Origin of the sequence: Mesorhizobium sp. M7A.F.Ca.CA.004.04.2.1 (genome assembly GCF_004022825.1) — a bacterium.
Taxonomy (GTDB): domain Bacteria; phylum Pseudomonadota; class Alphaproteobacteria; order Rhizobiales; family Rhizobiaceae; genus Mesorhizobium.
In genome coordinates, this window is record NZ_RZPH01000716.1 from 1 (window position 1) to 3,212 (window position 3,212).

Annotated in this window: 3 protein-coding genes; 2 read left to right on the top strand and 1 reads right to left on the bottom strand. The window is 60.1% G+C overall.

Features of this window, described 5'->3' with window-relative positions; genetic code table 11:
- A partial coding sequence (locus EN893_RS25755; RefSeq protein ID WP_164901101.1) for a sulfatase-like hydrolase/transferase occupies positions 1–537 on the top strand: 537 nt, incomplete at its 5' end.
- Between the two features lie 41 nt (positions 538–578).
- Here the strand turns inward: EN893_RS25755 and EN893_RS25760 are convergent.
- On the bottom strand, positions 579–2,237 hold the full coding sequence (locus tag EN893_RS25760) for a pilus assembly protein (RefSeq protein WP_127269336.1): 1,659 nt from the start codon (positions 2,235–2,237) through the stop codon (positions 579–581).
- 453 nt (positions 2,238–2,690) lie between these two features.
- Here EN893_RS25760 and rpsF point away from each other — a divergent pair, with 453 nt between their 5' ends.
- Positions 2,691–3,191 (top strand): 30S ribosomal protein S6, encoded by a 501-nt coding sequence (rpsF, locus tag EN893_RS25765; protein ID WP_013532520.1) that lies wholly within the window; start codon positions 2,691–2,693, stop codon positions 3,189–3,191.
- The last annotated feature ends 21 nt before the right edge of the window (positions 3,192–3,212 follow it).

A 3,212-nucleotide genomic window follows, 5' to 3' on the forward strand; every position in this document is an offset into this window, starting at 1 on the left:
GCCGATGCCGATCGCGGCCTCGAACGCCTCGTCGAATGGGCCAAGAAACGCTCCCGCCCCACCGTAATCGCCTTCTTCGGCGACCATCTGCCGCCGCTGGGGCCGGTCTATGTCGAAACCGGCTTCCTCAAGGACAATGTCGCGCCGCGCAAGGAAGCGTCGCCCGAGGCTGCTCTCGAGCATCACGAGACGCCGCTGGTCATCTGGTCGAACCGCACCGGGCCGGCTGAGCAGATGGGTGCCGTCAGCCCAGCCTTCCTGCCCTATCATATCCTGAAAACGGCCGGAATCAGCCATCCCTACTACACCGGCTTCCTGGGCGAGATGAGCGAACGCTACCGTGTCGTCGACCGCAATCTTCTGCTGACGCCGGCTGGCGAAGCCACGCCCGATTGGGCGCGGCAGAAGGAGATCGATCCGGCGATCCGCGATTTCCGCCTGCTGCAGTACGATATGATGTTCGGCAAGCGTCAGGCAGCGCCTGACTTCTTCCCCGAAACGGTCGACAAGGACAAGGTTGTCGCCCATACGAGTTGAGCCCAACGATCCCTCAGGCTCGTCTGTGTCGGATCGCGCGTTCAGTTCGTCAATTGCAGCTTCGAGAACTTGTTGGCGATCTGCTGGAAAACGTCCGGCAATTTGGTCGGATCGTTGACTGCATAATAGCCGCTCGGATCAGAAGCGCAGGCGCTGTAAAGCGCGCGGTTGGCTGCGGTGTCGGATTGCAGCACCATGGTGTAGATTTGCACGCCCTCGTTCTTCAATTGCGTGCAGACGTTTTTGGTCCAGCCGTCGACATTGCGCGCAGCGGTCGTCTGGTTATCTGATCCGAAACGGCCGCCGGCCAGATAACCATATGATGTGTAGTCAGATTTCGTCGGCTGTTGGCTGGCGCCATAGACGACGTTCTCGCCGTCGGTGAGCAACAGCACGATCTTGCTGATGCCGGGCGTCTTCCACGGCGCCCCATCGGTGTAGGGCGCGGCGGGCGACAGCACCCGCATACCCCATGACAGGCCCTCGGAGACGTTGGTGCCCGAACCGTTCCACTCGGTCATCTGACTGGCAGCCTTGCGCAGCTTGTCGAAATCGTCGGTCAGGGGGACCACCGGGGTCGGACACGCACGGTTCGGACCGATAGTGATGGGAGAGCCGATCTCGGTTATGAGTTCCTTGGCGGGCGCAACATATTTGGCAATCTTTTCCCTGGCAGCCCTGTCATCGGGCGACAGAAGTTCGATGAGATTGCCGAGCAGGTTGCTGAGATCGATGCCCAGGATGTTGATGCCCGACTGGGCAAGCCTGGTTTTGTCGCTGACATCGTTGAGATAGGAGTTGTTGTAGTATTTATCCGAATTGCCATAGGAGCCAGACGGCTTTTGGGCGTCTTCGGGATCATCCGGCGCAAAGTACGGCACGAACAGCGTGTCGGGCTTGGCCGTGTCGGGTGGCGTGTCGGAGATATTGTAAGCGCCTGGCCGCGCCTCGACACAACCCTTCCATCCGGTGCCATTCCATCCGGCATCGGTCCATCCGGTCTTCTTGAGCTGTTTGAAAAGCGCCATGTGGTTCGGCCGCTTGCCGTCGATGACGGGAAAATTGACGCCGTTGGTTGAGGACTTGCCGTCCATGTCGATCCAGGACGGGTCGAAGCCGTCGCCATTGACGTTGACGGCGGTTACGAAAGGAACCAGCGAGGCGCGGATCTTGCGCGTCGGCGATTTCGCCGCTTCGAGCGTGTCGAGCAACGATTTTGTCGCCGTCCTCAGTGCCGTCATGCGCGCGCCGGCCATCGAGCCGGTGTTGTCCAGTACCAGCACGACTTCGAGCTGGTTGTTCGATTCGACCGCCGAGGCATCGACCACGATGTGCTTGCTGTCGCCGAACAGGAAGGCGAAGTTGAGATTGACGTCCGCCGAGGCAATCGCCTTTGTCTTGACGAAGTTGACGCCCTTATCGACAGTCAGCGTCGCCTGCGCATTGCCGAGTTCGCCATGACCGACGATGTTGGCCTGGAAATAGCGGTTGAAAGCGTCATTGCGGGTGATGTCGAGATCGCCAAGGTGCGAAGAAGCAAGATTTGCCGAATCAAGAGCGTTCTGCAGATTGCTCTTGGCTCGCATAAGGGTCGAGATATCGGTTGCGAAAGCGACTGCCGTCAGGATGACCGGCAAACCCAGTCCCAGCACAAGCGTGAAATTGCCGCTCTTCGAGCGCCAGAATTTGTTGAAAAGCATCCTTACCCCCGGAAATGCTTGCCGCTTTTGCGCGGTTGTCCGGGCTTTTGCGCCTTCGATGATGAATCGACCGTTGATGGCCAGGCTTCAACTCCACACAACCTGCTGGTGTGGTTAAGACGTGGTTGCCGGAAACCACAACTCCGACCGTTGCTGCTCCCCGATCATCGGCTATGACACACGGGAATGCCGCTTGCGCTTGCTTTGCGGCCGGATTGCTGTATAGACGCCCGCAATCTGCCGGTCCTTGCTGGGGGCTGAACGGAGGGCCGGAGGTTTTTCAGAACCTTCGTGTGAAGCCGGAAGTGCTTCCGCCTCCCGTGTCTCCGCTCTCGACCGTCTCGTCATGCTCCTTTCTTCCCCCTGCCCCTTCGAGGGTTTGCGGGTCAGAGAAGTTGCAGAGGCTTTTGCCGCCGGGAACCGGGAGAGAAACGAAGAAAGGCATAGGACATAATGGCTCTTTACGAACATGTGTTTCTTGCCCGGCAGGACCTCTCGCAGCAGCAGGTCGATGCGCTTGTCGAACAGTACAAGGGTGTCATCTCCGCTAATGGCGGGTCCGTCGGCCGGGTCGAGAACTGGGGACTGAAGTCCCTCACCTACCGGGTCAACAAGAACCGGAAGGCTTACTACACGCTGATGGACCTGAATTGCCCGGCGGCCGCGCTCAACGAGATGGAGCGCCAGATGGGCCTGTCCGAGGACGTGCTGCGTTTCCTGACCATCAAGGTCGAGGCGCATGAGGAAGGCCCGTCGGCCATGATGCAGAAGCGCGAAGAGCGCTCGGAACGCGGCGGCTTCGGCGACCGTGACCGTGGCGATCGTGGTCCGCGTTCGTTCGGCGATCGTGATCGCGGCGACCGTGGCGATCGTCCGCCGCGCTCGTTCGGCGACGCCGGTGCCGATCGTGGTCCGCGCCGTCCGCGCGAAGGCTTTGAAGGGGGTGCAGAATAATGGTCGACATCAATCAGATCC